The organism is Pseudomonas sp. CIP-10 (assembly GCF_020911845.1).
GTDB lineage: Bacteria > Pseudomonadota > Gammaproteobacteria > Pseudomonadales > Pseudomonadaceae > Aquipseudomonas > Aquipseudomonas alloputida.
The window spans coordinates 3,845,337-3,868,714 of sequence record NZ_CP087160.1 but is presented as its reverse complement, the minus strand read 5'-3'; the positions used below and the strand labels follow the sequence as shown (position 1 = coordinate 3,868,714).

Sequence of the window (23,378 nt, the reverse complement as noted above, 5' to 3'; positions counted from 1 at the left end):
GGATGCTCAAGGCAGGTGGTTTTGCGCTGGCGCTGATGGGGCTTGGGTTGGCTGGGCACCTGAAGGCACGCGACAGCTACGGCGCCATGCCGTCGCTGTCAGGCGCCAGCCAGTGGTTGAATTCGCCGCCCGTGGATGCCCCGGGGCTCAAGGGCAAGGTGGTGCTGGTGGACTTCTGGACCTGGGACTGCATCAACTGTCGGCGCAGCCTGCCGCATGTGAATGATTGGGCGCGGCGCTATGCCGATCAAGGACTGGTGGTGGTGGGGGTACACACGCCCGAGTTCGACTACGAGCATGATGTGGCGACTTTGCGGGACAAGGTAGCCCGGTTGGGTATCGGGTATCCGGTGGCGGTAGATAATGACTACAAGGTGTGGAATGCCTGGGGCAACCAGTTCTGGCCGGCGCATTACTTTGTCGACCGCAAGGGGCAGGTGCGCCATGTGCACGTTGGCGAGGGGGATTATGGCGAGCAGGAACAGGTGATACAGGCGTTGCTGGATGAAAAAGGGTGATTGGCCTTTGTTGGCTGCTTCGCGGGTGAACCCGCGAAGAAGCCAACGGCGACCTACTCAGGTAAAACTGGCAAAGTGCGCCTGCATCCGCGCCGCATCCGCCTGCCGCCCGCTGAACAGCTCGAATGCCTTCACCGCCTGGAACACCGCCATGTAGCTGCCATCCAGTGTGCGGCAGCCCAGTGCCCGGGCCGCGCGCAGCAGTTCGGTCTCCAGCGGGAAGTAGATGATCTCTGCCACCCACAGGCGGGGATGCAGCAACGCCACCGGCAGTGGCGTGCCCGGTAGCTTGGCCATGCCCACCGGCGTGGTGTTGACCAGCCCGTCCGCTTCGGCCAGTGCTGTGGCCAGGTCGGTGCCAAGCACGGCGCGCTCCGCGCCGAAATGGGCGTTCAGGTTGTCCACCAGCGCCTGCGCACGGGTCGCATCCACTTCGAACAGCACCAGCCGCTCTACCCCTTCACCCAGCAGGGCATGGGCCACGGCCGAGCCAGCGCCACCGGCCCCCATCTGCACCACCTGGCGCCGTGCAACGTCGGGCAGGCCGCGGCGCAAGCCTTCGGCAAAGCCCAGGCAATCGGTGTTGTGGCCGACGCGCTTGCCGTCCTTGAGCACCACGGTATTTACCGCGCCGATACCGCGGGCCTCGTCGGACAGTTCGTCGAGCAACGGCAGGATCGCCTGCTTGAACGGGTACGTAATGTTCAGCCCGGTGAAACCGGTATGTTGCGCGGCTTCGAGCAGGCCGGGCAGGGCACTGTCCTCCAGTTGCAGCTGGTCGGCGTCGATCAGCCGGTACAAGTAGCGCAGGGCCTGGGCGTCGCCTTCGTGTTCGTGCAGGGCCGGCGTACGTGACAGTTGGATGCCGCGGCCGATCAGGCCGGCGAGGATGGCTTGCTGGCTCATGCCGCACGCTCCTGCAACAGCTCGGCGAAGTGGCTCAGCGCCATGCGGTAGCCGTGGCTGCCCAGGCCGCAGATGACACCGACGGCGATGGACGATACGAACGACAAGTGACGGAACGGCTCGCGTTTGTGCACATTGGACAGGTGCACCTCGATCACCGGCAGTTCGCTGGCCACCAGGGCATCGCGGATGGCGACCGAGGTGTGCGTCCAGGCGCCGGGGTTGATCACGATGCCGGCGCAGCGGCCACGGGCGGCGTGGATCCAGTCGATCAGTTCACCTTCGTGGTTGGTCTGGCGGAATTCGATTTCCAGGCCGTGGGCGTGGGCAGTGTCGGCACATCCCTGAGCCAGGTCAGCGAGGGTTTCGTGGCCGTACTGGGCAGGCTCGCGGGTGCCCAGCATGTTCAGGTTGGGGCCGTTGAGCACGAGAATAAGGGGCTTCATGACGGGCATCGCTTTGTTGTTGTTGAATGCACGTAGTTTTGTACTGACTGGTTAGTTTCGTCAATTGGCCAAGATCGTCGCACCGGGAAAGTGGGCGATTATCGAACTTATTGGGCGTTGAATGCCCTGTACCCAGCCGTGCAAAGCTGCCCCTGCAACGAACCGCAGGGCGTCATTACAAAATTGTAATCTTGCCGCCACCGCCCCGATAACCAGCCCTTTCTACAGTCCCTCGCCAATGCTTCGCCCAGAGGACTGTTTCGTGCCCATCCCCCGCAAGATCGCCTTGCTCTGTCTGCTGCTGGCCAGTGCCACCGGCGCCCAGGCCAGCCAGGTGCTGAGCCTGCCCCAGGCGCTTACCGCCGCTTTCGCCCAGAACCCGGAGCTGGCTGCAGCCGGCCGTGAAATTGGCATTGCCGATGGCGAACGGCGCCAGGCCGGGCTGCTCCCCAACCCGGAGCTGGCCTGGGAGGTCGAGGACACCCGCCGCGACACCAGCACCACCACCGTCACCCTCAGCCAGCCGCTGGAGCTGGGCGGGAAGCGCGGCGCACGTCTCGCCGTGGCGGGTGCCGGCCAGGCCATTGCCCAGCTTGACCTGGAGCGCCAGCGCAACGCCCTGCGGGCCGATGTGGTGCAGGCTTTCCACGCTGCCTTGCGTGCACAGACCGCGCTGGAGTTGGCTCAGCAGTCGCAGGCGTTGACTGAACGAGGTCTGCGGGTGGTGCAAGGGCGGGTTACGGCAGGCCAGTCATCACCGGTGGAGGCCACCCGTGCCCAGGTGCAACTGGCCCAGGCCCAGGCCGAAGTGCGCCGCGCGAAAACCCAGCGCAGCGTGGCCTACCAGGCCTTGGCCCGGTTGACGGGCAGCCCGCTGGCAAGCTTCGACCGGTTGCAGGCAGCCAACCTTTCGCCAGGCATTGCGCCGGGTGCCGACACCTTGCTTGACCAGGTCGAAAAGACTGCCGAATGGCGCCTGGCCGCTGCCCAGGTCGAGCGCGGCGACGCCTCCCTGGGGGCGGAAAAAGCCCAGCGTATCCCCAACCTCACCGTCAGCCTTGGCAGCCAGTACAGCCGCGAAGACCGGGAGCGAGTGAACGTGGTTGGCCTGTCCATGCCGTTGCCGCTGTTCGACCGCAACCAAGGCAATGTTCTGGCAGCTGCGCGCCGCGCCGACCAGGCGCGTGACCTGCGCAATGCCGTGGCGCTGCGTCTGCGCAGTGAAACCCGTAGTGCCATCAGCCAGTGGGAGACGGCGATGCAGGACGTTGAAGCCTATGACCGCACCATCCTGCCTGCTGCGCAGCAGGCCGTGGACACCGCCACCCGCGGTTTTGAAATGGGCAAGTTCGCTTTCCTCGATGTACTCGACGCCCAGCGCACGCTGATCGAGGCTCGCGGGCTGTACCTCGAGGCGCTGGCCTCGGCGACCGACGCGCGTGCACAAGTGGAGCGCATCTACGGCGATCTCGATGGCGTGAGCAACAAACCCAATAGCAGGAGCAACAATGACTAACCCACGCAAGCTAGCCCTTCTGGCTGCCGCCATTGCTGCGCTTGGCCTCACGGGCCTGGCCTGGACCGGCAACCTCGGCCAGGCGTCCAAGGCTCAAGCCCCCCATGACGACCATGGTGAAGACAGCCACGGCCATGCTGCAGCGCAGGCCGTCGAAGGCCATGCAGAGAAGGAGCACGGCGAAGAAGAAGGCCAGCTGCACCTGTCTATCGCGCAGATCGAATCGGCTGGCATACAACTGGCTGCCGCAGGCCCCCGTGAGCTGGGCACCGCCATCAGCTTCCCGGGTGAGATCCGCTTTGACGAGGACCGTACCGCACATGTGGTTCCCCGCGTGCCGGGTGTGGTCGAAGCGGTGCACGCCGAGCTGGGCCAGGCGGTCAAGCGCGGCCAGGTACTGGCGGTGATTGCCAGCCAGCAGATCTCCGACCTGCGCAGTGAGCAGCAGGCCGCTCAACGTCGCCTGGAACTGGCGCGGTTGACCTTTCAACGGGAACAACAGCTGTGGCAGGAGCGAATCAGCGCCGAGCAGGATTACCTGCAGGCACGTCAGGCGCTGCAGGAGGCCGAGATCGCCCTGGCCAATGCTCGGCAGAAGGTCGCAGCGGTGGGGCCGGCCGGTGCCGGCAACCGCTATGAACTGCGCGCCCCCTTCGATGCGGTCGTCGTGGAGAAGCACCTGACTGTGGGCGAGGTGGTCGACGAGACCAGCAACGCGTTCACCCTGTCCGACCTGAGCCGGGTGTGGGCCACCTTCGCCGTGGCCCCTCGTGACCTGGGCAAGGTGGTGACCGGCCGTGAAGTCACGGTCAGTGCGCCGGACCTGGGCGCCCAGGTTCTGGGCAAGGTCAACTACGTCGGCAGCCTGCTCGGCGAGCAGAACCGTGCCGCCACTGTGCGTGCCACACTGGCCAACCCCAATGGCGCCTGGCGCCCCGGGCTGTTCGTCAATGTGGCTGTCAGCGTCGACCGCTTCGATGCCGCCGTGGCGGTGCCGGAAAGCGCCCTGCAAACCTGGGAGGCGCAGACCGTGGTGTTCGCCCGCACGGAGGAAGGCTTCGAGGCGCGCCCGGTGAAGACTGGCCGTCGCGATGCTGGCCAGGTGGAAATTACCAGCGGCCTGGCCGCCGGTACTCAGGTTGCGGCCGCCGGCAGCTTTGTCCTCAAGTCGGAACTGGGCAAGGGCTCGGCCGAGCACAGCCACTGATCACGGGGACACCTGCATGTTCGAACGCTTGATTCAATTTGCCATCGAGCAGCGCCTGGTGGTGATGCTGGCCGTGGTCCTGATGGCCGCGGTGGGTATCCACAGCTACCAGAAACTGCCAATCGATGCTGTGCCGGACATCACTAACGTCCAGGTGCAGATCAACACCGCCGCCCCCGGCTATTCGCCGCTGGAGACCGAGCAGCGCATCACCTTTGCCATCGAGACCGCGATGGCTGGCCTGCCAGGGCTCAAGCAGACCCGCTCGCTGTCACGCTCGGGCCTGTCGCAAGTCACGGTCATTTTCGATGATGGCACCGATATCTTCTTCGCCCGCCAACTGGTCAACGAGCGCCTGCAGGTGGCCCGCGAGCAATTGCCTGAGGGCATCGAGGCGGGCATGGGGCCGATCTCCACCGGGCTGGGGGAAATTTTCCTGTGGACGGTGGAAGCCCAGGAGGGGGCGCTCAAGGAAGACGGTACACCTTACACCCCAACTGACCTGCGGGTGATTCAGGACTGGATCATCAAGCCGCAGCTGCGCAATGTACCGGGTGTGGCCGAGGTCAACAGTATCGGCGGCCATGCCAAGCAATACCTGATTGCACCAGAGCCCAAGCGCCTGGCGGCCTACAAGCTCACCCTCAACGACCTGATTGCAGCGCTGGAGCGCAATAACGCCAACATTGGCGCTGGCTATATCGAGCGCAATGGCGAGCAGTTGCTGATTCGCGCGCCGGGCCAGGTGGCCTCGGCCGAAGACATTGCCAACATCGTTATCTCCAGCGTCGACGGCACGCCGATCCGCGTCAGCCATGTCGCCCAGGTTGGCCTTGGCGAAGAGCTGCGCTCGGGGGCAGCCACCGAAAACGGTCGGGAAGTGGTGCTGGGCACGGTGTTCATGCTGATTGGCGAGAACAGCCGCACGGTGTCGCAGGCGGTCGCTGCAAAATTGGTCGAGATCAATCGCAACCTGCCCAAGGGCGTAGTCGCCGTGACGGTGTACGACCGCACCAACCTGGTGGAGAAAGCCATCGCCACGGTGAAGAAGAACCTGATCGAAGGCGCGATCCTGGTGATTGCCGTGCTGTTCCTGTTCCTCGGCAACATTCGTGCTGCGCTGATCACGGCCATGGTTATCCCGCTTTCGATGCTGTTCACCTTTACCGGCATGTTCAGCAACAAGGTCAGTGCCAACCTGATGAGCCTGGGCGCGCTGGACTTCGGCATCATCGTCGACGGCGCGGTGGTGATCGTGGAAAACGCCATCCGTCGCCTGGCCCATGCCCAGCAGCGCCACGGTCGCATGCTGACCCGCGGCGAACGGTTCCATGAGGTGTTTGCCGCTGCCCGCGAAGCACGCCGGCCGCTGATCTATGGGCAGTTGATCATCATGGTGGTGTACCTGCCGATCTTTGCCCTGACCGGGGTCGAGGGCAAGATGTTCCACCCTATGGCCTTTACCGTGGTCATGGCCCTGTTGGGCGCGATGATCCTTTCGGTCACGTTCGTTCCGGCAGCCATTGCCCTGTTCGTCACCGGCAAGGTCAAGGAAGAGGAAGGCCTGGTGATGCGTACGGCACGGCAGCGTTATGCCCCGGTGCTGGCCTGGGTGCTGGGCCGGCGCAAACTGGCATGTGCCGCCGCCGCCGCCCTGGTGCTGTTGTCGGGCGTGATGGCCAGCCGCATGGGCAGCGAGTTCATCCCCAGCCTCAGCGAGGGTGACTTTGCCCTGCAGGCCCTGCGCGTGCCGGGCACCAGCCTGTCGCAGTCGGTGGACATGCAACAGCGCCTGGAGCAGGCGATCATCGCCCAGGTGCCGGAGGTGGAGCGGGTGTTTGCCCGCACCGGCACTGCCGAGATTGCCTCCGACCCGATGCCGCCGAACATTTCCGATGCCTACGTGATGCTGCGCCCGCGCGAACAATGGGTTGACCCGGGCAAACCGCGAGATGAACTGATCGCCCAGGTGCAACGCGCCGCTGCCAGTGTGCCGGGCAGCAACTACGAGCTGTCGCAGCCGATTCAGCTGCGGTTCAACGAGCTGATTTCCGGGGTGCGCAGTGATGTGGCGGTGAAGCTGTTCGGTGACGACATGGAGGTGCTCAACCGCACTGCCGCACAGATCGCTGCCAGCCTGCAAGGGGTGTCGGGCGCGTCCGAGGTGAAGGTGGAGCAGACGACGGGCCTGCCGGTACTGACCATCGACATCGACCGTGACAAGGCCGCACGTCATGGCCTGAATGTGGGCGATGTGCAGGATGCCATCGCCATTGCCGTGGGCGGCCGCACCGCCGGTACGCTGTATGAAGGCGACCGCCGCTTCGACATGGTCGTGCGCCTGTCGGAGACCTTGCGTACCGATGTCGACGGGCTGGCCAGCCTGCTGATTCCGGTTCCGGCCAGTGCCGCTGAGGGGGCCGGGCAAATCGGTTTCATCCCGCTGTCGCAGGTCGCCACGCTGAACCTGCAACTGGGCCCGAATCAGGTGAGCCGCGAGGATGGCAAGCGCGTGGTGGTGGTCAGTGCCAACGTGCGTGGACGCGACCTGGGCTCGTTTGTGCAAGAGGCTGAGCAGGCCCTGATCGACCAGGTGCAGGTACCACCGGGTTACTGGACGCGTTGGGGAGGGCAGTTCGAACAGTTGCAGTCGGCAGCCGAGCGCTTGCAGGTGGTGGTGCCGGTGGCCTTGCTGCTGGTCATGGCGCTGTTGCTGATGATGTTCAACAACCTCAGGGATGGCCTGCTGGTGTTCACCGGCATCCCCTTTGCCCTGACCGGCGGGGTGCTGGCGCTGTGGGTGCGTGATATTCCGCTGTCTATTTCTGCCGGCGTCGGGTTCATTGCATTGTCGGGAGTGGCAGTGTTGAACGGGCTGGTGATGATTGCCTTTATCCGCGGGCTGCGCGAGGAAGGGCGCACGCTGCGGGCGGCGGTCGAGGAGGGGGCGCTGACCCGCTTGCGGCCAGTACTGATGACGGCGCTGGTGGCCTCGCTGGGGTTCATACCGATGGCCTTGGCCACCGGGACCGGGGCAGAGGTGCAGCGGCCACTGGCGACGGTGGTGATTGGTGGGATCTTGTCTTCTACCGCGCTGACGTTGCTGGTGTTGCCGGCGTTGTATCAGTGGGCGTATCGGCGGGATGAGCAGCAGGAAGGCTGAGTACGTGGGGCTGCAAGGCAGCCCCAACAACCTCAAACGGCCCTTCGGGCACCAGCCCGTACACCGTCCACACCCAGGTCGTCATGCAAAGAAATCCGCGACGTTTCCGGCAACGCCAACCCGCCCACCAACGCCACCAGCGCAATCACCACCAGGTAGAACGCCGGTGCCAGGCTGCTGCCGGTCTGCCCGATGAGCCAGGTTGCCACCAGCGGCGCTGTGCCGCCAAATAGCGTGTAGGCCACGTTGTAGGTAATTGCCGAAGCGGTGTAGCGGGTACGGGTAGGGAAGCTTTCCGAGAGCAAGGCTGCGGTAACCACGCCGCTGCACAATGCCCCCACCGCGAGCAGGATCACCCCCAGCAGCGCACCCGACATCGAGCCAGAGCTGGCCAGCCAGTACGCCGGGAACACGCACAGCATCACCCACAGGCAGGTAAAGCCGATGGTCTTGCGCCGCCCCACCCGGTCCGAAAATGCCCCGGCCAGCGGGCAGCCGACCGCAGCGAACAGCAGGGCCACGGTGGTTACCAGCAGTGACTGCGCGCGGGTCAGGTTGCCGACCAGTTGCAGGTAGGTGGCGAAGTAGGTGGTGAACATGTAGAACGACAATGCGGTCAGCGAAATGAACGCCCCCAGGTTGCGAATGACCCGGCCATGGTGGCGCAGGGTTTCCTTCAGCGGTGAATGCTCGTGCTCCTTGCCCTGGGCGACGGCTTCGCGGAACGCCGGGGTTTCTTCCATGCGCCAGCGCAGGTACAGGCCGACCAGGCCCAGCGGTGCTGCAATCAGGAACGGAATGCGCCAACCCCAGGCATTCATCGCCTCGGTCGACAGGCTGGCTTCCAGGCCATACGCGATCACCGCCGCACAGGCAAAGGCGGAAAAGGTCGACACAGGCACGAAGCTGCCATAAAAGGCGCGCTTGTTGTCAGGCGCGTGCTCCATCAGGTAGGCGCAGGCCCCGGCATATTCGCCACCGGCAGAAAAACCCTGCAGGCAGCGGGCCAGGGTCAGCAGCGCCGGGGCTGCCAGGCCGATACTGGCGTAGGTCGGCAGCAGGCCGATCAACGTGGTGGAGCCGGCCATCAGCAAGATGGTCAGCGACAGGATGCGCTTGCGTCCCAGGCGGTCGCCCAAGGCGCCGAAGACGATGCCGCCCAAGGGACGCAGGGCGAAGGCCACGGCGAACACCGCGAAGGTTTTGAGCAAGGCTACGCTGGCGTCTTCGCTGGCGAAGAACTGGCTTGCGATCAGCGTGGCGAGAAAGCCGTACACGGCGAAGTCGAACCATTCGACGAAATTGCCGATGGCCGAAGCGGCAATCACCCTGCGCAGGGTGGCGGGGGATACCTCATGATGTGCGGACATGCGGGTGCTCTCCGGTTTCCTTTGGCAGCCATGTTGAAAGTGGCGCAGTCGGGCCGCGCCATCGTTATTGTGCTTGCCAGTAGATAGCCGAGCGCTGCAACGCGCTTTGTCGAGGGCGACCTCGGTATACCTGATTCGACCGGTCCAGCAGGTTACAGCTGGAGTACCCCCAACGGCCTGTCAGGCCGCACGCTCAAGCACATCCAGTAAATCGATGAATTCCAGGGCCAGTTTATGCCGCGGCGCCAAATGCACCAATGGCACCGAGGCGTGGTGCGATTCGCGCATCTTGATCGAACTGCTCAGGTACACCGGCAGCACCGGCATGCCTTCGTTGCGCAGTTGATCGACCAAGGTCTGGTGCAGCGCCGTGCGCCCGGCGAACTGATTGACCACCACACCTTCCACCACCAGCGCGGGGTTGTGGTCCTGGCGCAGTTCTTCGACCTCGGCCATGACACTGTGCAGGGCCTGGCGCGAGAAACTGTCGCAGTCGAACGGAATCAACAGACGCTCGGCCGCCACCAGCGCGCTGAAGGTGTAGAAGTTCAGCGCGGGTGGGGTGTCGATGTAGATTCGCTCATAGTCCTCGCTCAGCGTTATCAGCAACTTGCGCAGTTTGTTGATCTTGAACTTGCTCTCCAGCTTGCTTTGCAGGTCGCTGAGGTCAGGGCTGGCGGTGACCAGGTGCAGGTTGCGGTAGCGGGTTTCGGTGATGGCCACGCGGTGCTTCTTGCCGGCGGCGGTAACCGGCGACAAGGTCTGGCGGAAGAAGTCGGCGATGCCGGCAGGAATGGCGTCGTTGACCAGCCCGGTGAGGTAGAAGGTGGCATTGGCCTGCGGGTCGAGGTCGACCAGCAAGGTCCGGTAGCCCTCGGCGGCACTGGCTGCGGCGAGGTTGCAGGCAATGCTGGATTTGCCGACGCCACCTTTCTGATTGAAAACCACACGACGCATGAGACGCTCATCCATGAAGTGAAAATGTCAGGTCGGGGTCAATCCTATGACTGAAACACTGCAGTTTTATGACAGGAATTGTTACAAGCCACCGATTCATCGTTGCCTGTAACGGCATTTCACGGGCAAGCCCGCCCCCTGCAGACAACTCTAGACGTTCAGGCAAAAGCGACCCGGTTGCGCCCCTCCTGCTTGGCCCGGTAAAGCGCCCGGTCAGCCTCGCCCAATGCGTTCATGGGCTCGCCGTGAGTCTCGCCATCCCAGTGCGTCACCCCCAGCGAAATCGTCACGGCGCCCACCGGTTCCACCGGCATATCCTGTACGGTCACACGCAACCGTTCGGCCACCGCGGCCGCCACGTTCAGGGTGGCCCCAGGCAGCAATATCAGGAACTCCTCGCCACCGGTGCGACACAGCAGGTCGCCCTCGCGGCAACAACGGCGCATGAGCTCCGCCAGCTGGCGCAGCACCTGGTCGCCCACTTCGTGTCCATGGCTGTCATTTATCCGCTTGAAGTGGTCGATATCCAGCGCAATGGCTGCAAACTCCCGGTTTTCAGCCTCCAGTAACGACAGGCTGATTTCCAGGCTGCGGCGGTTGCCCAGGCCGGTCAGCGGATCGGTCTGGGCGTCCCGATTGAGCCGGCCGATACGCTCTTGCAGCAAGTTCAGGCTGAACAGCAACGCGCGCTTGAGCTCTGCCGCCTCGAAGTACCAGGCCCGCACCTGATGCAAGTGCTCGGCGGTAGCGGCGCGGTCCATCGTGCGGGCACCGGCGGCAAGCTTCCAGAGCGGTCGGGCGATGGTACGGGCCAGCCACCACAGCAGCAGGCTGCCAACCAGCGCCAAGGGCGCCGAACTGGCGATCACGTTCAGCACCAGATGGTGCAACGGCGCCACCGTCTGCACCAAGGGCTGCTGCGCTACCACGCCCCAGCCGGCGCTGGGGACGGTGGCGAAGCCTGCGAGCATTTCCACGCCCAGGCTATTGGTCAGCTGCCGGGTACCGCTGTCCAGTGTCGCCAACTGGTCGACCAGCGCATTGCCCTCCACCACCGTGCCTACCCGCTCGCTATTGGGGTGGTACAGCAGGCGTCGGTTGCGGTCGACCACATACAGGTACGAACCGTCCTTGTAGAAATGCTCGCCCAGCAGGCTGTTGAGGATGTTGCGTTCACGCAGGTACAGGCTGCCACCCACATACCCCAGGTAGTTGCCGTTGCTGTCGAAAATGGGTTGCGATAAGGCTACCACCAGGTTGTCGGCCGCCGACAGGTAGGGCGTGGAAACCAGTGGGCGGCGTTCGCGCAGGGCTTCCAGAGCGCCGGGTGACTGCACGTGGGTGCCGACCAGGTGGCGTAGCGGGGCGGGGGATACTGCCAGCAGTACACCGTTGGCATCGATCACGAAGGTGGAGTTGAAGGCCATGCTCTGGCCCAGTACGCGGTCGGTTTCCAACTGTAGCGCTGTGGTGTCGCTCAACTGCCGGCTTTGCACGCCGGCGCTGAACATCAGTTGCTGCAAGGCGTTGCCAATGAAGGTTTCGGTGATGCTGGCCAGCTTGGTCGCATACACCCGGTTGGCTTCCAGGGCATTGTCGATCAATAGCTGGCGCTGCACCCGGTAGCTGGCGAAATAGCTGGCGCACAGCATGACCACTGCGGTAAGGGCGCAGAGCACCAGAATGAGTGTACGTAGATCCAGGCGCAATCCATGCTTGGTGTGTGTCAATCCTGACCTCGGGTGATCGTAAAGGGCGGCTGAACGGAAGTTACCTTGCCGGGCAGCGGTCAAGAGCCTGCTTTGTCCAGCGCATCAAGCTCATCTTCCACCTCTTGCATACGCTGCTCCACCAAGGCTTGCACGTTCACATCGCGGGCGGTTTCGCGCATCAGGGCGGTGAGTTTTTCGCTCAAGCGTTTGCCGGCTTCGGTGTCTTCCAGGGCGCGAGCTTTGGCGGGGTCCTGGGTGGCGGCGACGATGGTGGCGAATTCGGCGTCGCTGAAGTTCTTTTCGCTGTACAGGCGGAACAGGTCCCGGCGCTGGTCCTCGACGGTGAGGTGCTTGCGCAGTACGTCCTGAATGGTCGCTTGCGACAGCTGCGGGTGAGTGCGGCCCAGCAGCGCGGACATGCGCTCGATGTTGTGCGTGTAGGCGTCCTGCAGCGGCAGCTGGCTGAGGATCTGATCTTCACGGGAGGGTTTCTGGTCGCAGGCGGTGAATGCAGCAGCCAGCAACAGGGGTAACAGCAACTTCGGGAGGCGAGGCATGGTGTGGCCTGGTCGGGCAGTGAAGACTGCTGATTATACCGATGTCCGCCTTGCCACGACGAGCCCTGTGATTTGCCTTGTGCGGTACGCTGCGGTAGAACCGTGCGCTCCCAACCACACTGGCAATAGCCCGATGCCGAACTGGACCCTGCAACCTGTGGCGCGTGACGCCATTGCCGAAGTGCTGGTGTTTGTCGACAGCGCCCGGCGCGCGCTTTTCCCGATGCTCGCCAACGCACCCTTGCCGCGTGACCTGGCGCATTTCGCCGACACTTACCTGGACGGTGCGGGCTGCTTTCTGGAAGCCCGTGAGGGTGAGCGGCTGGTCGCGGTGATCGGTTACTTGCCCTATGACCATCGCTTTGCCCAGCTTGATTACCGCGCAGAGCGGGTAGTCGAGGTGGTGCGGCTGTTCGTGTTGCCGGCCTACCGCAGGCATGGCCTGGCGGCTGCCTTGTTTGGTGCCTTGCGCGAACGGGCGATGCAAGCGGGCTTGGACTGCCTTTACTTGCATACTCATCCGTTTCTGCCGGGTGCCATTGCGTTCTGGGAGCGGCAAGGCTTCACGGTGGTGGATGTGGAGCAGGACCCGGTGTGGCAGACCACGCACATGCAGTTGCGATTACGCTGACCTGTGGGAACGTGCCTATTGACGATGAAGATCGCGCCCTGGGTCACTGGGTCGAACGCACGGCGGTTGATGAGGTTCCAGTTGCCATCCTCGGTAAAGCCATTGCTGTGCAACGGGGCGGAGCCGGCCAGGGTGTGAGCGGCCCGAATAGCCGCCTCACTGCCCGGCCTCGAGTTTTTGCAACTGTGCGGCAAAGCGGGCTTTGGCCCGCGCCGGCAAGCTGGCCGGCAATTCGGCGGTAGGCGTATCACCGACCTGGATCACCATGACCATGCCCATGGCCACGTGCGGAATGCACTGAATACCGTATACGCCCGGCACGCGGAAGGTGTGCTCGAACGGCTGGTTCAGCTTGCTCTTGAACGGTTTGGCACCGGTGGGTAGCAGGCCCGCCACGCTGGCGGCATTATGCCCGCTGTGGCTCGGCAGGAAGCGCACGCTGTCGCCGGGGGCAATGCGCAAGTGGTCAGGCTCGTAGACCATGGCGCCGTCGCTGCCACGGTTGAGCATTTTCACTTCATGCACTTCGGCCAGTGCGGTCGGGGCAAGCAGGGTGCTGGTGAGCAGCAGGGCGACAGGGCGCAACAGCATGGGCAAGGCTACCAGGTTCAGGGGGCGCGAAAGCGCAGGATGCGCGCGCCGTCGAAAGGGTCGGTGAGGTAGTGGGCGTGGACGCCGAAGGTGCTCAACAGGCGCTCGGGGGTAAGCACTTCGAAGGGGTTGCCGAGGGCGACCAGACGGCCCTTGTCGAGAACCGCAACACGGTCGCAGGTCAGCGCCTGGTTGAGGTCATGCAGCGCTACCAGGGTGGTGACCGGCAGCGCCTGCACTTGTTGCAGCAGGCTTAGCTGATGCTGAATGTCCAGGTGGTTGGTCGGTTCGTCCAGCAGCAGCACCTGCGGCCGTTGGGCCAGCGCACGGGCGATGTGCACACGCTGGCGCTCGCCACCGGACAGCGACCCCCACAGGCGCGTGCGCAGGTGCAGGGCGTCGAGGTCGGCCAGGGCTTGCTCGACGATGGCGCAGTCCTGCCGGGAGAACGGTGCCAGTGCCGAGAGCCACGGCGTGCGGCCCAAGGCAACCGCGTCGAACACGCTGATCGCATCGAGTGTGTCGGCCTGTTGCTCGACCAGTGCCAGCGCTTGGGCAACACGGCGGCGGGGCATCTGTGCCAGTGGCTCACCCAGGAGCTGCACGCTGCCGCAGGCGGGTTTGCGCAGCCCTGCCAGCAACTTCAACAGCGAGGACTTACCCGAGCCGTTGGGGCCGACGATGCCCAGGGTTTCACCGGCGACAACGCTGAGATCGATAGCGCTGAGCACGGTAGTGCCGGCCAGTTGCAACCCCAGCCCATGGCAGGCCAGCGGGGGGATGCGAACAGCGGTCATGGCTGTCATGGGCGCCCCCGTCGGCTGACCAGAATCAGCGCGAATACCGGGGCACCGATCAGCGCCGTAACCACGCCCACCGGGATCACCTGGCCGGTGATCAGCGTGCGCGAAAGAATGTCCGCCACAATCAGAAACAGCGCACCGCCCAGTGCGCTGGCGGGCAACAGACGGCTGTGCCCGGGGCCGAGCAGAAGGCGCAGGGCATGGGGTATAACCAGCCCGACAAAACCGATGGCGCCGACAATGGACACCATCACAGCCGTCACCAGCGCTGCACAACTGATCAGCAGCAACTGGGTGCGCCGCACCGGGATGCCCAGCGAGGCGGCCGAATCGGCACCGAAGGTAAAGGCATCCAGCGCACGGCGATGCCACAGGCACACCAGCAAGCCGAAAATCGCCACCGGTACGGCCAGCCACACCGAAGGCCAGCGCACGCCGCTCAGGTTGCCCAGCAGCCAGAACAGGATGCCGCGCGCCTGCTCGGCGGTGGCTGACTTGGTGATCAGGAAGGCGGTCAGTGCATTGAACAGCTGCGAGCCGGCGATACCGGCAAGGATGACCTGTGCATTGTTGCTGCTGGGGCCGGCCGCGCGGGCCAGCACCAGCACCAGGGCGAATGCGGCCCCGGCGCCGATGAAGGCCCCAGCAGACATGCTTAATGCCAGGCTACCCAGCCCCAGCAGGCCGACCAGTACCGCGCCGGTCGAGGCGCCGGCAGACAGCCCCAGCAGGTAGGGCTCGGCCAGTGGGTTGCGCAACATCGCCTGCAGGATGACACCGCAGGTGGCCAGCCCGGCGCCGCAAGCGGCGGCGACCAGGGTGCGGGTCAGGCGGTAGTTCCAGATGATGCCGGCGTCGATCGGGTCCACCGGGTAATCGGCTTGCCACAGGTGGTTGGCCAGCACCTGGCCAACCACGCTGGGCGACAGGTTGGTTTCGCCAATGGCGGTACCGGCCAGCAGGGCGGCCAACAGAGCGGCCAGGGCAACCGCGATGCAGGGTAACAGGCGGTTCATCACGGGGCTGCTTTACCGCTGGCGAAGGCCGTGGACAGCGTCTGCACGCCGCGGAACAGGCGAATGCCGGCCTGCATGGCGTCAGCGTCGAGGACAATGATGCGGTCGTGCTTCACCGCGTCCATGTTGCGGGTTACCGGGTCACTGCGCAGGAATTCGAGTTTTTTCTGGTAGTCGTCGGCGGGGAAACGGCGGCGGTCCATGCGCGCGATGATCAGCCAGGTCGGATTGGCCTTGGCCAGGGTTTCCCAGCCTACGCTTGGCCATTCTTCGCTGGACTCGACCACGTTGCGCACACCGAGGGTGCGCAGCATGAAATCGGCAACACCTTGGCGGCCGGCCACATAGGGGTCGATGTCCAGGTCGGCGCTGGAGAACCAGAACAGCGCCGAAGTTGCCGACAGGTCCTTGCCGGCCAGTTGTGCCCTGGCACTGTCCAGACGCCCTTGCAACTCGGCGTTCAGGGCCGCGCCGCGGTCCTGAACGTCGAAGATCTCGGCCAGTTGGCTGACGCTCTTGTAGATGCTGTCTACCTGGAACGCTTGCAGGCGGGTGCCGTCTGCACCGACCAGGTTGTTTTTGCCCTCGCAGTCCGATGGCAGCACGTAGGTGGGGATCTTCAGCTCATCGAACTGCTCGCGGGTGGCGACCACGCCCTGGGCACCGACCATCCATTCGAACTGCGCCGCGACCAGTTGCGGGCGCTTGCCGACCACCGCCTCGAAGCTGGGGTCGTTGTCGGCCAGGCGCGGCACCTTGGCGTTCACCGCCTGGTATTCGGGCAATACATTGTTGAACCACAGCGAGGTGCCCGCCAGCTTGTCACCCAGCCCCAGGGCATAGAGCAGCTCGGTACCGGCCTGGCCGATGGTGACGGCGCGCTGCGGCGCCTGGGCAAAAATCTGCGGCTTGCCACAGTTGTCGACCGTCAGCGGATAGTGGGTGGCAGCGGCCTGGGCCAGGCCAGTGAAGCCTAGGCCAGCGAGCAGGGTGGCGAAACGGGGCAGCATGCTGGGCGATCTCCTATCGGACAGTTCTGGTGAGGAACGCACGGACAGGCATCGCCGAGGCCCAGCGGGTGGCCGGGGCAACACGGATGGCCAATCCCTGACACCCCGCCGGTTGGTGAATGTAGGCCGGCAGGTCTCCTGACTGGTGCGTCACGGCCCGGCTCCGGCCTTCCCGGGCGGCAGGCCCAGTGGCATTGATGGAGCAGGCTCGGCACCTACAGTTGCGGGGGCAGTTCCGTTTGGCCCGTATTGGCAGGCCTGGGATTCCCTGTTAGTTCCGTGGTGGAAACCGGCGGCCCGCATGGTAGACCATCGCGCCGCCAGGTGAAAACGCTTTTCAGAAGTACTTCAGCCAACGGATGTCACGGCGGCGCTGCTTCAGTCGGGCGAACCCGCGCACCGGCAGGTACAGCGAAACCGCCAGCAGTACTGCGCCCAGCCATATCGCTGCAACACCGTTGAAACCGAAGTAGTCGCCATGGTTGAGCCCGAATAGCGCCACGCAGGCCAGGTACAGCAGCTTCAGCACATACAGGTGCAGCAGGTAGAAGAACATCGGTGCCGCACCGAACACCGCCAGGGCAGTGATCCAGCGCGCCAGGCCGGCCCGTTCGAACGCGCGTAACAACAACAGGCCGCAGCCCAGGGTCAGGGTCAGGAACAGCAGCGACGGTGGGTATTTGGTGATGTTGAAGAAGCTCATCAGGGTTTGCGTGAAGGTTGGGTAACCGCTCCACGGCGCCTCACCGTAACCGTTGAACATGCGCAGCAGCACAAAGCCAAGCAGCGCGAGCAAACCAGCCGCCAGCAGGTGTTGCTGGCGTTGCCCGGCATCGCTGCCGCGGGCGAACCAGGGCCCCAGGCCGTAACCCAAGGCGATGACGCCGATCCACGGCAGCACCGGGTAAGACGTGCGCAGGTGCAGGTTTTCGGAAAACGCCAGCCAGCCGCGATCATGCAGGATTGCCCACGGCACATGCAGGGCTGAATCCACGCCAAAGTGCAGGCCGTCGAGCAGGTTGTGGCCGGCGACGATGCTGGCGCCCAGGGCGAGCAGTGCGGCGCGTGGCAGCCACACCAGCAGCGACAGGGCGATCATGCTGACGCCGATGGCCCAGATCACTTGCAGGTAGATCACACTCGGGGGCAACTGGAAGGTCCAGGCGAAGTTGACCAGGGTGAACTCCAGCACCACCAGGAACAGCCCGCGTTTGAACAGGAACGCCGAGACGTCGCCACGGCCCTGATGCTTCTCGCCATACAGCCAGGCCGACAGGCCGGTCAGCAGGACGAACACAGGCGCACACAGGTGAGCGAGGGTGCGGCTGAAGAAAAGCGCCGGTTCCGTGGTGTCGATGGCCATGGGGTCGCTGACCTGGCGGTGCAGGAGGAAAGTCTCGCGGACGTGGTCCAGGAGCATGAACAGGATCACCAGGCCGCGCAGGGCATCGATGCTCTGCAGGCGCTGGGTGATCAGCGTGGGCGTGGCGCTGGCACTTGTCATGGGTTGTCTAATAGGAATGAATTTCATGTGAAACGTTATCGTATAACAAGACGCTAAAAGGGAATAGAGGTTTTTGTGTGGCCTGTGCCGGGCTCTTCGCGGCACAAGCCACCCAGATCAGAAGCTGTAATCCACCGTCGCGAAGTACGACCGCGGTATCCCCATCAACCACTGCTGCCCGCTGAACGCCGACTGCACATACTCGCGATCGAACAGGTTGTTCAACTGCAACCCCACCTTCACATCCGGCATCACCTGCCAGGCGATGTTGGCATCGACCACGGTGTACCCGGGGGCGCTCTGGGTATTGGCGGTATCGGCATAACGCTCATCCACATAGCGCGCCCCAATGCCAGCCTCCACCTGCTGGCCGAAGCCTTTGCTCAACCAAAGGTTGGCGGTACGCCGTGGCACGTTGGCCGGCCGGTTGCCTGCCCGATTCTGCGGCAGGCCGCCGACCATTTCGTCGAAGTCGTCGTACTTGGCGCGTACCAGCGATGCGTTGGCCGACACCTGCCACTGATGGGCCAGGGCCAGCTCCAGCGTCGCTTCCAGGCCATCGGAGGTCTGCTGCCCGGCTTGTTGCTTTTCGTGCGTGATCGGGTCGTCCACCAGCAGCTTTTTCTTGACGATGTGGTAGGCGGCAAGCGTCCATTCGCCGCGCCCCTCCCAAAAGCGCTGCTTGAGGCCGACCTCGGTCTGCTTCGCCTCGGTCAGGTCATAGTTCATCTGCGCGGGGCTGAGGCTGATGAGGTTGTTGACCCCATCCTCGCTGGTTGAGTACTGGCCGTACAACGACAGGTCGTCGCTGATTGCGTACACCAGCCCGACGCGCCAGTTGCCCCCTTGCAGGCTGCGATCGCTACGGCTGTCGTTGATCAAGTTGTTGCGGTCGATGTGGTTCTGGTCGCGACGCACGCCGGTAACCAAAGACAGGCGATCGCTCAATTGCAGGCGGTTCTCGGCAAACAGGGCAAAGGTATGGGTGGTCGAGAGCGTTTGCGGCCGCAACGGCGAGGCGCTATGGAACCCGCCGGGCTGCGGCTGCCATGGGTCGAGGTAGTCGCCGCCGACATCGTTGTAGGGTGAATTGCTGTCGACGTTGAAGCGCACCTTGTTGTATTCGGCACCGAGCACGGTCTTGCTGTCCAGGCCGAACAGGGTGTGGTCGAAGGTGAAGGTTTGACGGTCGCCGAACTGTTCCTGGTTGTGCTTGATTTCCAGGTAGCTGCCGCGCAGCAACTGCTGACGCCCGGCGTCCCAGCTGTAGTCCTCGGCGTTGCGCCAGTGGCGGCGGCTTTTGATGTAGTACAGCTGGTTGCTGGCGCCGAGCTGGTCGTTCAGCGCCCAGTCGGTCGTGAGCCGGGTCCATTCATCAACGTACTGCTGTACGTCGTTCTGCACGTTGTAGTTCTTTTTGCGCAGGCTGCTGCGGTAGTGGCCGTCGATCAGCGGGGTACCGTAGTAGTTGGCAGGTTGTGCATCGCCGCGGTCATGGGCCAGCGTGAAGCTGAGGTCATCACTGGCGTCAAAACGCAGCGCGGCGCTCAGGGCCAGGCTACGTGAAGCGGTGCGGTCGACCCAGCCATTGCCGGCCTGTTGGTTCAGCGTCAGGCGGTAGCTCAGGCGCTCGCTGAGGCTGCCGCCGCTGTCCAGGCCGAGCTGCTGGCGGTCCCACGAGCCGTAACCCAGTCGCAGGTGGTTGCGCACCTCGCCGGCAAAAGGTTTTTTCGGGATCACGTTGATCACTGCGCCGGTGGCGCCTTCGCCATGCAGTACCGAGGCCGGGCCGCGAATCACCTCGATGCGTTCGACCATCCACGGGTCGACCGGGAAGGTCTGTGTGCCGGCACCGGTGTACAGGCGCGCGCCGTCGAACAGGGTCATCACTGAGCTGTGGCCGGCAAAGCCGCGGGCAGACAGGCCTGTACCGCCGTCCCCCGGGGAGCCGACGAAAGTAATGCCCGGCGAGCGGGTCACTGCATCCTGCACCGTGATGTTGTTGCGCTGCTGAATCTGCCGTTCGCTGATACTGCTGGTGCTGGCCGGTGTTTCCAGGGCGCTGAGGCCAAGGCGCGAGCCGGCCTGGGTCGGCGTGGCCAGGTCGATGGTGCGGTTGTCCTGAGTGTCGGTGATGGCCGTGGAAGGCAGGGCCAGAGGCTGCGGGTCGCGGTCATCAGCCAGCGCCGGCAGGGCAACGGCCAGGCAGGCCGCCAGGGGGTGAAGTTTGAACATACGGGACATGTCGTTCCACTGCTGCAGGAATGAATGGATCCCGGTGGAAAACACGCAAAGGCGAACCATGCAGGCAGGCGCGCGCACGGATTCCGGCCTGCGCCCGCCCACCGCGGGTTGCCAAGTGAAGCTCCAGGCCGGTCTCCGGGCTTGCGAGGGGCATGAAACCTTCACCTTCCCATGCTTGAGCACAGTGGTATCTCGAAGGGTTCGCTCGCTTACCGTTGCGGGGGCAGCACCGGACTTGTCGTGGGCAACACGACGCACCGGTTTCCCGTTTCACCCTGCGCGCGGCGGCGCAGGGCACCTGAAACTGGCGCGCATCTGACCATTGAAAGGCTGGGGCGTCAAATGTTGGTGTGCTGTGAATGCTGAGAAAAAACAACAGGTTGTGCGTTTTTGCGGCGCCGGAGCCCCATTTGGCAAGAACATCAGGCCCCAGCGTGATGAGTTGGCTGGGGAGGCAGGCTTGCCTGAAAAGCTAGCGCCCGCGGCGCCGCGATACCCGTGCCTCGATGTTCTTGCGCCCGATCAGCAGCGGCGGCTTCTCCACCACCGGCTCATCCGCCAGCCATTTGTACATCACCAGGCAGTCCACCAGCCCCAGGCGGGCATGACGGTAGGCCTTGGGCAAACGGCCGACTGTTTCAAAGCCCAGCTTGTGCCATAGCGCCACGGCCACTGCGTTGGTGGCTACCACCGAGTTGAACTGCAATGCCAGAAAGCCTTCCTGGCGCGCCAGCTTTTGCGAGTGCTCGCACATCAAGCGCGCCACGCCCCGGCCGCGCGCCTGTTCGCAGACCATGTAGCCGCAATTGCCTACATGCGCACCAGGCCCGGCAGCATTGGGCTTGAGGTAATACGACCCCAGTAGCTCGCCATCTTCTTCGGCCAACAGCGTGTGCAAGGGCAGCTCCAGCCACAGCTGGCGCGCCTGTTCGAAGCTCAGGGCCGGGTCGAAAGCGTAGGTTTCACGGGCTTGGACAATGGCCTGGAAGGTGGGCCAGAAACGATCAAAATCTTCCGGCGTCATGGGGCGAATGTGGATCATGCGGGTTCCTGCGCGGGGTGAGCCGCCCAGTCTGGGTGGCGCGGCGCCGTCGCGCAAGGGCGACGACGCCGTTTGTGCTCAACCGTTGGCCTTGCCCACCGCGTCCATTGCGCGGGCCGAGTACACCAGCGCGGCACCGGCGTTCATGGCCACGGCCACGCCGAGGGCCTCGGCAATTTCCTCGCGGCTGGCACCCGCTTTGACGGCCTGCTGCGAATGCACGGCGATACAGCCGTCGCAGCGGGTGGTCACAGCCACGGCCAAGGAGATCAGCTCGCGGGTCTTGGCATCCAGGTGGTTGGTTTTGGCGCCTGCACCGCTGGCGGTCATGTAGCCGGCTACGGTGTCGGGGGAGAGTTGCTTGAGATCGCTGATGCCGGCCATCAACTGCTTACGGTAGGCGTCCCAGTCCATCATGCTCATCGTCTTCACCTTGGGGGGTTGCGAGTGGAGCTTTCAGGCTAGTCGAAGCGTGGCACGTGCGAGGCGGTACTTTGGTGGGTAAACGCAGGTCACTCGTACAGTGGCCTGCGTTGAGCCTTCAGATGTAGATGAACACCAGCACCAACGCCGCGACCACTGCCCATTTTTCCAGGTAGTAGCGCAGGCGGTTGCGCTTCTTCAGCGCCTTGCCACGCTCGCGGATCTTGTAGATGCGGGTGAACAGGCGGTTGATGCCACCGGTCTTGTCGCTGGCATCGTTGGGCGCAGCGGCAGCGGCCATCACGTTGCGGCTGAACCAGCGGTTGAACGCGGTTGCCCAGCGGTACTTGAGCGGGCGTTCGACGTCGCAGAACAGGATGATGCGGTTGTGCTCGGTGGTGTTGGCTGCATAGTGGATGTAGGTTTCGTCAAAGATCACCCCCTCACCATCGCGCCATGCGTATTTCTCGCCGTCCACGTCGATGTAGCAGCCGTCGTCATTCGGGGTATCCAGGCCCAGATGGTAGCGGTACGAGCCGGCATACGGGTCACGGTGGCGCACCAGCTTGGCTCCCGGAGGCAGGGTAGCGAACATGGCGGCCTTGACCGTGCCGATGCCTTGCAGCAGCTCGGTCGTGCGTGGGCAAAGGGCCATTGCCGACGGGTGGCTTTCGCCATACCACTTCAGGTAAAAACGTTTCCAGCCGGTCTTGAAGAACGAGTTGAAACCGACGTCATCGTAATTGTCGGATTTCTTGATTTCGCCTACGTGCAGCAACTGGCGGCCTTCCTCACGGATCTCCTGCCAGTGGTCCTGCAGCGGTTTCAGTTCTGGAAAGGCCTCGACCGGCAGGTAGGGCTTGGCCGGGTGTTTGGAGAACAGGTACAGGAAGCTGTTGATCGGGGCCAGGAAGCTGGAGTGGTCGCCCAGCTGGCGAGTCAGCTTGTGGCGAACCCGACCGCGCAGGTGAACATAGGCGATCGAGAAGACGAAGATAAGTACGAGTGCAATTTTCATGGACGTTTACTTGTCGAAAAATGGCCATGCGCCGAGGCATGAGCCCGCCAGCATAAACAATCATGGGGGCAGTTTGTACTTATTGTTACCAAACTGCGGGGCGACATTGGTGTAATACCCTACAGTCTTGCGCAAACGTTTCATGTCAGGGAGTTTGTATGGTTCAGGATATACGCCCCAGCGGTAGCCCGTTCAAGCGGCTGTTCTTCGCCTTGCCGGTCAGCGACGCGCAGCGCCGTGACCTGGCCCAGTGGCGACGCGGGCTGAACCTGCGCAGCGGCAAACCGGTGCCGGCGGCCAACTTCCATGTCACGCTGCTGTTCCTCGGCGATGTAGATACCGCCCAGGTGCCTGCGATCTGTGCGGCAGTCGATCAACTGGCATTGCCGGCCATGGCACCGCGGCTTCTGCTTGACCGCTTGCAGGTGTGGCAGCGGGCCGGCGCGCTGGTGCTGGAGCCACAGCAGACACCGCCAGCCCTGTTGCAACTGGTGTACGGCTTGCAGCAGGCACTGCTGCCGTTGGGGGTGGAGGCGGCCAACCGTGAGTATCGGCCACACTTGACCCTGTCCAGGGATTACCGCGGGCAACCCCCCGAGGCCAGCAGCGCGCCGGAGTTCTACCTCAGCGCGCGCCACTTCACGCTTTACGAGTCACGCAAGGGCGCTTACCGGCCCTTGGCGCAGTGGCCGCTGGCAGGCTGACCCGCCGGGCGAAAAACGCCTTGTCCCGGATGCGTACCTG

The 23,378-nt window shown here is 64.1% G+C and carries 21 protein-coding genes and 2 riboswitches; of the genes, 6 read left to right on the top strand and 15 right to left on the bottom strand.

Going from position 1 to position 23,378, the window contains the following annotated elements; all coding sequences use genetic code 11:
• Positions 1 to 2: 2 nt before the first annotated feature.
• A complete protein-coding gene (locus LMH93_RS17505) occupies positions 3 to 518 on the top strand; it encodes a thioredoxin family protein (RefSeq protein ID WP_003250466.1) in 516 nt (171 codons plus the stop codon).
• A gap of 57 nt (positions 519 to 575) precedes the next feature.
• Here the strand turns inward: LMH93_RS17505 and LMH93_RS17500 are convergent, their stop codons facing one another.
• On the bottom strand, positions 576 to 1,424 hold the full coding sequence (locus LMH93_RS17500; protein WP_185280186.1) for a shikimate dehydrogenase: 849 nt from the start codon (positions 1,422 to 1,424) through the stop codon (positions 576 to 578).
• Positions 1,421 to 1,870 (bottom strand): type II 3-dehydroquinate dehydratase, encoded by a 450-nt coding sequence (gene aroQ, locus LMH93_RS17495; RefSeq protein WP_003250469.1) that lies wholly within the window; start codon positions 1,868 to 1,870, stop codon positions 1,421 to 1,423. Before aroQ ends, LMH93_RS17500 begins: the two co-directional genes overlap by 4 nt.
• 262 nt (positions 1,871 to 2,132) lie before the next feature.
• Between aroQ and LMH93_RS17490 the strand changes: the two genes are divergently transcribed.
• The 3 genes from LMH93_RS17490 to LMH93_RS17480 are packed head-to-tail and all read left to right on the top strand — an operon-like array spanning position 2,133 to position 7,756.
• Complete coding sequence (locus LMH93_RS17490) at positions 2,133 to 3,386, top strand: TolC family protein (protein ID WP_003250472.1); 1,254 nt, start codon at positions 2,133 to 2,135, stop codon at positions 3,384 to 3,386.
• Positions 3,379 to 4,593 carry an efflux RND transporter periplasmic adaptor subunit gene (locus LMH93_RS17485; protein WP_054888677.1) on the top strand — a complete coding sequence of 405 codons (1,215 nt, stop codon included), beginning with the start codon at positions 3,379 to 3,381 and terminating at the stop codon, positions 4,591 to 4,593. Before LMH93_RS17490 ends, LMH93_RS17485 begins: the two co-directional genes overlap by 8 nt.
• Before the next feature lie 16 nt (positions 4,594 to 4,609).
• Entirely contained in the window at positions 4,610 to 7,756 is a 3,147-nt protein-coding gene (locus LMH93_RS17480) for an efflux RND transporter permease subunit (RefSeq protein ID WP_054888678.1), read from the top strand.
• A 32-nt stretch (positions 7,757 to 7,788) separates the two neighbouring features.
• On the opposite strand, the gene LMH93_RS17475 is transcribed toward LMH93_RS17480, so the two are convergent.
• The 4 genes from LMH93_RS17475 to LMH93_RS17460 form a co-directional block, all read right to left on the bottom strand.
• Complete coding sequence (locus LMH93_RS17475; RefSeq protein ID WP_003250478.1) at positions 7,789 to 9,126, bottom strand: MFS transporter; 1,338 nt, start codon at positions 9,124 to 9,126, stop codon at positions 7,789 to 7,791.
• 180 nt (positions 9,127 to 9,306) lie between these two features.
• Complete coding sequence (locus tag LMH93_RS17470) at positions 9,307 to 10,083, bottom strand: ParA family protein (RefSeq protein WP_230064421.1); 777 nt, start codon at positions 10,081 to 10,083, stop codon at positions 9,307 to 9,309.
• A gap of 158 nt (positions 10,084 to 10,241) precedes the next feature.
• Positions 10,242 to 11,813: a sensor domain-containing diguanylate cyclase gene (locus tag LMH93_RS17465; RefSeq protein ID WP_087535159.1), complete on the bottom strand. Its 1,572-nt coding sequence runs from the start codon at positions 11,811 to 11,813 to the stop codon at positions 10,242 to 10,244.
• A gap of 59 nt (positions 11,814 to 11,872) precedes the next feature.
• Positions 11,873 to 12,352 carry a hypothetical protein gene (locus LMH93_RS17460; protein ID WP_003250484.1) on the bottom strand — a complete coding sequence of 160 codons (480 nt, stop codon included), beginning with the start codon at positions 12,350 to 12,352 and terminating at the stop codon, positions 11,873 to 11,875.
• 133 nt (positions 12,353 to 12,485) lie between these two features.
• Here LMH93_RS17460 and LMH93_RS17455 point away from each other — a divergent pair, with 133 nt between their 5' ends.
• Positions 12,486 to 12,983, top strand: coding sequence for a GNAT family N-acetyltransferase (locus LMH93_RS17455; protein ID WP_087535157.1), 498 nt, complete (start codon positions 12,486 to 12,488; stop codon positions 12,981 to 12,983).
• A gap of 156 nt (positions 12,984 to 13,139) precedes the next feature.
• On the opposite strand, the gene LMH93_RS17450 is transcribed toward LMH93_RS17455, so the two are convergent.
• From LMH93_RS17450 to lpxO, 9 genes are all read right to left on the bottom strand, one after another.
• The gene (locus LMH93_RS17450) at positions 13,140 to 13,574 is read right to left on the bottom strand and encodes a pseudoazurin (RefSeq protein WP_102885228.1); all 435 of its coding nucleotides are present in this window, start codon (positions 13,572 to 13,574) and stop codon (positions 13,140 to 13,142) included.
• A 17-nt stretch (positions 13,575 to 13,591) separates the two neighbouring features.
• Entirely contained in the window at positions 13,592 to 14,380 is a 789-nt protein-coding gene (locus tag LMH93_RS17445) for an ABC transporter ATP-binding protein (RefSeq protein ID WP_054888682.1), read from the bottom strand.
• Positions 14,377 to 15,393, bottom strand: a complete 1,017-nt coding sequence (locus LMH93_RS17440) for a FecCD family ABC transporter permease (RefSeq protein WP_003250493.1) — start codon at positions 15,391 to 15,393, stop codon at positions 14,377 to 14,379. The genes LMH93_RS17445 and LMH93_RS17440 overlap by 4 nt, the downstream gene beginning before the upstream one ends.
• Positions 15,393 to 16,403: an ABC transporter substrate-binding protein gene (locus LMH93_RS17435; RefSeq protein ID WP_047604003.1), complete on the bottom strand. Its 1,011-nt coding sequence runs from the start codon at positions 16,401 to 16,403 to the stop codon at positions 15,393 to 15,395. Before LMH93_RS17435 ends, LMH93_RS17440 begins: the two co-directional genes overlap by 1 nt.
• Before the next feature lie 111 nt (positions 16,404 to 16,514).
• Positions 16,515 to 16,712: riboswitch (cobalamin riboswitch) on the bottom strand.
• Between the two features lie 28 nt (positions 16,713 to 16,740).
• Positions 16,741 to 17,907 carry a DUF1624 domain-containing protein gene (locus LMH93_RS17430; RefSeq protein ID WP_060537704.1) on the bottom strand — a complete coding sequence of 389 codons (1,167 nt, stop codon included), beginning with the start codon at positions 17,905 to 17,907 and terminating at the stop codon, positions 16,741 to 16,743.
• A gap of 117 nt (positions 17,908 to 18,024) precedes the next feature.
• Positions 18,025 to 20,151: a TonB-dependent receptor gene (locus tag LMH93_RS17425; RefSeq protein WP_230064420.1), complete on the bottom strand. Its 2,127-nt coding sequence runs from the start codon at positions 20,149 to 20,151 to the stop codon at positions 18,025 to 18,027.
• Between the two features lie 109 nt (positions 20,152 to 20,260).
• A riboswitch (cobalamin riboswitch) is annotated at positions 20,261 to 20,468 on the bottom strand.
• 155 nt (positions 20,469 to 20,623) lie between these two features.
• Positions 20,624 to 21,193 (bottom strand): GNAT family N-acetyltransferase, encoded by a 570-nt coding sequence (locus LMH93_RS17420; protein ID WP_003250500.1) that lies wholly within the window; start codon positions 21,191 to 21,193, stop codon positions 20,624 to 20,626.
• A gap of 78 nt (positions 21,194 to 21,271) precedes the next feature.
• The gene (locus LMH93_RS17415; RefSeq protein ID WP_185280190.1) at positions 21,272 to 21,616 is read right to left on the bottom strand and encodes a carboxymuconolactone decarboxylase family protein; all 345 of its coding nucleotides are present in this window, start codon (positions 21,614 to 21,616) and stop codon (positions 21,272 to 21,274) included.
• 118 nt (positions 21,617 to 21,734) lie between these two features.
• A complete protein-coding gene (lpxO, locus tag LMH93_RS17410) occupies positions 21,735 to 22,634 on the bottom strand; it encodes a lipid A hydroxylase LpxO (RefSeq protein ID WP_003250504.1) in 900 nt (299 codons plus the stop codon).
• A gap of 158 nt (positions 22,635 to 22,792) precedes the next feature.
• Here lpxO and thpR point away from each other — a divergent pair, with 158 nt between their 5' ends.
• Entirely contained in the window at positions 22,793 to 23,338 is a 546-nt protein-coding gene (thpR, locus tag LMH93_RS17405; RefSeq protein WP_004573730.1) for an RNA 2',3'-cyclic phosphodiesterase, read from the top strand.
• Positions 23,339 to 23,378 lie beyond the last annotated feature (40 nt).

What these genes read in the sequence shown, in the direction of transcription:
- LMH93_RS17420 (WP_003250500.1), bottom strand. Translation starts at nt 21,193, where the DNA reads ATGATCCACATTCGCCCCATGACGCCGGAAGATTTTGATCGTTTCTGG.
- LMH93_RS17440 (WP_003250493.1), bottom strand. Translation starts at nt 15,393, where the DNA reads ATGAACCGCCTGTTACCCTGCATCGCGGTTGCCCTGGCCGCTCTGTTG.
- LMH93_RS17425 (WP_230064420.1), bottom strand. Translation starts at nt 20,151, where the DNA reads ATGTCCCGTATGTTCAAACTTCACCCCCTGGCGGCCTGCCTGGCCGTT.
- LMH93_RS17415 (WP_185280190.1), bottom strand. Translation starts at nt 21,616, where the DNA reads ATGAGCATGATGGACTGGGACGCCTACCGTAAGCAGTTGATGGCCGGC.
- LMH93_RS17450 (WP_102885228.1), bottom strand. Translation starts at nt 13,574, where the DNA reads ATGCTGTTGCGCCCTGTCGCCCTGCTGCTCACCAGCACCCTGCTTGCC.
- LMH93_RS17485 (WP_054888677.1), top strand. Translation starts at nt 3,379, where the DNA reads ATGACTAACCCACGCAAGCTAGCCCTTCTGGCTGCCGCCATTGCTGCG.
- thpR (WP_004573730.1), top strand. Translation starts at nt 22,793, where the DNA reads ATGGTTCAGGATATACGCCCCAGCGGTAGCCCGTTCAAGCGGCTGTTC.
- LMH93_RS17475 (WP_003250478.1), bottom strand. Translation starts at nt 9,126, where the DNA reads ATGTCCGCACATCATGAGGTATCCCCCGCCACCCTGCGCAGGGTGATT.
- aroQ (WP_003250469.1), bottom strand. Translation starts at nt 1,870, where the DNA reads ATGAAGCCCCTTATTCTCGTGCTCAACGGCCCCAACCTGAACATGCTG.
- LMH93_RS17430 (WP_060537704.1), bottom strand. Translation starts at nt 17,907, where the DNA reads ATGACAAGTGCCAGCGCCACGCCCACGCTGATCACCCAGCGCCTGCAG.
- LMH93_RS17480 (WP_054888678.1), top strand. Translation starts at nt 4,610, where the DNA reads ATGTTCGAACGCTTGATTCAATTTGCCATCGAGCAGCGCCTGGTGGTG.
- LMH93_RS17470 (WP_230064421.1), bottom strand. Translation starts at nt 10,083, where the DNA reads ATGCGTCGTGTGGTTTTCAATCAGAAAGGTGGCGTCGGCAAATCCAGC.
- LMH93_RS17455 (WP_087535157.1), top strand. Translation starts at nt 12,486, where the DNA reads ATGCCGAACTGGACCCTGCAACCTGTGGCGCGTGACGCCATTGCCGAA.
- LMH93_RS17500 (WP_185280186.1), bottom strand. Translation starts at nt 1,424, where the DNA reads ATGAGCCAGCAAGCCATCCTCGCCGGCCTGATCGGCCGCGGCATCCAA.
- lpxO (WP_003250504.1), bottom strand. Translation starts at nt 22,634, where the DNA reads ATGAAAATTGCACTCGTACTTATCTTCGTCTTCTCGATCGCCTATGTT.
- LMH93_RS17435 (WP_047604003.1), bottom strand. Translation starts at nt 16,403, where the DNA reads ATGCTGCCCCGTTTCGCCACCCTGCTCGCTGGCCTAGGCTTCACTGGC.
- LMH93_RS17445 (WP_054888682.1), bottom strand. Translation starts at nt 14,380, where the DNA reads ATGACAGCCATGACCGCTGTTCGCATCCCCCCGCTGGCCTGCCATGGG.
- LMH93_RS17460 (WP_003250484.1), bottom strand. Translation starts at nt 12,352, where the DNA reads ATGCCTCGCCTCCCGAAGTTGCTGTTACCCCTGTTGCTGGCTGCTGCA.
- LMH93_RS17505 (WP_003250466.1), top strand. Translation starts at nt 3, where the DNA reads ATGCTCAAGGCAGGTGGTTTTGCGCTGGCGCTGATGGGGCTTGGGTTG.